3 protein-coding genes are annotated in these 3,232 nt (G+C 48.8%); all 3 read left to right on the plus strand.

Annotated elements, in window-relative coordinates; all coding sequences use genetic code 11:
* Positions 1-324: 324 nt before the first annotated feature.
* Genes V7051_RS24465 through V7051_RS24475 form a run of 3 tightly spaced genes read left to right on the plus strand, consistent with a single transcriptional unit; the run spans position 325 to position 3,226 of the window.
* Positions 325-978, plus strand: a complete 654-nt coding sequence (locus V7051_RS24465) for a heteromeric transposase endonuclease subunit TnsA (RefSeq protein WP_333879371.1) — start codon at positions 325-327, stop codon at positions 976-978.
* Positions 975-2,855, plus strand: coding sequence for a Mu transposase C-terminal domain-containing protein (locus tag V7051_RS24470; protein ID WP_333879370.1), 1,881 nt, complete (start codon positions 975-977; stop codon positions 2,853-2,855). Before V7051_RS24465 ends, V7051_RS24470 begins: the two co-directional genes overlap by 4 nt.
* A complete protein-coding gene (locus tag V7051_RS24475) occupies positions 2,852-3,226 on the plus strand; it encodes a TniB family NTP-binding protein (RefSeq protein ID WP_333879369.1) in 375 nt (124 codons plus the stop codon). The genes V7051_RS24470 and V7051_RS24475 overlap by 4 nt, the downstream gene beginning before the upstream one ends.
* The last annotated feature ends 6 nt before the right edge of the window (positions 3,227-3,232 follow it).

Consider the following 3,232-nt stretch of genomic DNA (forward strand, 5'->3'; position numbering starts at 1 on the left):
TAAGGATCGATCATTCCGGGCATTTAACATAGGTGGGGAAAGCGGACGCTTACCTTCTAAAGCCAAAGGTTCTGGAAAGTTTTGGACTTCTTGATAAATTTTTTCTGCTGTATTCATGCATTAACCTCGTAGATTGACGGCTAATTTCAATTCAAAGCAAGCTTTGAACTCCGGTTGTGGTTACGTTTTTGACAATTACATTGCTAAATTGTACCAAGAAGCAATTATTTCTCACTTTTTACAACGATCAGCGCTACTATAATACACCGATCTTTTGTACTAGAATGCATTTTACAGCGCTATAGTGTACTGAGTGAGTATGACATGCCCGTGCGCAAAATCCCCAAAAACTACCGCAACGTGACGGGTATCGCCGCGCATCGCAAGGCCGAAGGCCAAGCTATGTTCGAATCAACGCTGGAGCGTGACTTTATCACTTTGCTGGAGTTTGATCCCGCTATTGAAACGTTCGAAGTTCAACCATTGGTTGTTAACTGGGTTGATGATAAAGGTGGTGCGCATGGTTATACGCCCGATGTGCTTGCTACGTTCAAGCTGCATGATCATCATAGCAAAGTGCTGTACGAGGTCAAATACCGTTCCGAGCTGGCGCAGCATTGGCCTGAGTTGCGGCCTAAGTTCCGTGCGGCAGTGCGATTCGCTCGCTCTCATGGATGGCGCTTTAAGATCATCACTGAAGTGGAAATTCGTACGCTTTATCTGGAGAATGCGAAATTCTTGCTTTCTTTTGTAAGACAAGGACCAGCGGAGGAAGCGCATATGGATATATTGGATGAACAGATGCGACAGCTGCGCAATACGACCCCGGCGGAATTGCTTGGCAGAATATTTCAAGACGAATGGAACCAGACAAAGCTATTACCGTCGCTCTGGTATATGGTAGGAACGCGGCAAATAGGGTTTGACATGGATACTAAGCTTACTATGAATAGCCCAATTTGGGCCTTACACAAATGAGTGCGCCACATAAACTATTGCAACTTCAGCCCGGCGCCGCTGTTTTTTACCGCGACCGGTTGCACCGAATTACTCATATTATCGATCTAAATGAAGTGCTTGTTGAGGATGATGAGACTCGGCAAGTTAGTCATGCCAAAGTAGGCGATCTCGCTCCGGCAGTTGTTGCTCCATTGGGAGGAGCCAGACCGGATTTGGTTTCTACTCCTGATGATGCGTGGGAGGAAGCTGTCAAGCGCTTCGAGGTCATTCGACCGCTACTTGATATGCCATACCGCAGTCGGCAGGATGTTGTTGCACGGGCTAAAGAATTCGAACACCATGAAAATACGCTCTATGATTGGATTCGACGTTATGAAGCGACTGGACTGGTTACGTCACTATTTCCCCGCAGCAGAAGCGATAAAGGCACTACCAAATTATCGGCCGAAGTCGAAACTATCATTCAGGCCGTGGTCGAAAGCGACTATCTAACTAAACAGCGAAAATCCCAACAAAAAGTTTGTAATGAAATTCGGAGGCGTTGCGTTAATGCCGGCATTAATCCTCCGCATGATAATACTGTACGCAACCGCCTGAAGGCGTTAGCAGACGAATATGTTATGGTCAAACGCAAGGGCTGGAAAGCGGCCGATCAAGCTTATTCGCCAGTTGAAGGGGAGTTTCCCGGTGCAGATTGGCCCTTTGCCGTGTTGCAGATCGATCACACACCACTGGACATCATTCTCGTCGATGACGTGTATCGACGACCGGTAGGCAAACCGTGGATTACTTTGGCGATTGACGTCTTTAGCCGTATGGTCGCAGGATTCTATGTATCATTTGATCATCCTGGAGCTTTGTCCGCAGGCCAATGTTTGGCGAATGCAATTTTGCCAAAAGATGCCTGGCTGTCGAAACACGACATCAAAGGTGACTGGCCCTGTTGGGGCATACCAGGGAAATTGCATATGGATAATGCTCGCGAATTTCGCGGCAATATGCTTCAGCGTGCTTGCCTGGAGTATGGCGTTGATATTGAATGGCGTCCGGTAGCACGGCCTCACTTCGGTGGGCATATCGAACGATTACTTGGTTCATTTGCTCAAGAAATCCATACCTTGCCCGGCACCACGTTTTCGAATCCGCGCGAGCGAGGCGATTATGATTCCGAAGCCAAGGCGGCTTTGACTCTGACAGAGTTCGAAGAATGGCTGGTGACTTTTATCGTAAACGTTTACCACCAGCGTGTTCATTCGGGTATCAACATGTCTCCTTTGGAAAAGTGCCAGCAAGGCGTGTTCGGTACTAAAGACATGCCAGGCCGTGGGCTGCCGACACGGATTATGGACGAGGATCGCTTGAGGCTCGACTTAATGCCATACGAAGAGCGAACGGTTCAGGATTATGGGGTCGTGATCGACGAAATCCACTACTATCATGATGTCTTGCGGCGCTGGATCAACGCAGCAGATCCGGTTGCTCCAAAATACAAGCGCAAGTTTATGTTTCGGCGTGACCTGCGCGACATCAGTACCATCTGGTTTTATGATCCAGAGGTCAATGTCTATTACCCGGTTCCATACCGGAATACGTCCCACCCGCCGATCAGTATTTGGGAGCTGCGGGAAGCAAAACGACAAAGCAAAGCGGATGGGCGCAGACATATTGATGAGCGAGCAATTTTTGATGCTTACGGGCGAATGCGAGAAATCGAGCAGAATGCCCAAGCCAAGACCGTGGCAGCACGGCGGACGGCTCAGCGTCGTAAATTCGCGCAAGAGGCAATTCGTCCAAGTATCACTCAATCTGTGGAAAAATCTGAGTTAGCACCGGTATCTGTTACCGTTACGACGCCCGTTATCTTGCCTTTCGATGAAATGGATGATTTGACGTGAGCCACTTGAATGACTCGGCAGCCAATCAGCTGGACCTAAGCAATGCAGAGAGAATTGAAAAGATTCGCTCTCCTCGCTGGATCGGTTATCCAAGGGCAAAAGTCGTATTGGCCAAGTTGGAAGATTTGCTAGTCTATCCTCGCTCGCATCGGATGCCAAACATGCTGGTGGTTGGGGATACCAACAATGGCAAAACCATGTTGGTGCAGCGATTCTGTTCTCTTCACCCTGCCGACAATAATCCCAGCGGCGATGGCGTGCATGTGCCAGTGCTTTTCGTGCAGGCGCCGCCGATCCCGGACGAGGGTCGGTTTTACAATGCTAGGACTTACGCAAGAACCATTTCAAGCGATGGTTTTCTCAGTTGTTGAACGAGG

The sequence above is a fragment of the Methylobacter sp. genome (genome assembly GCF_036845245.1).
In the GTDB taxonomy this organism is placed as follows: domain Bacteria; phylum Pseudomonadota; class Gammaproteobacteria; order Methylococcales; family Methylomonadaceae; genus Methylobacter_A.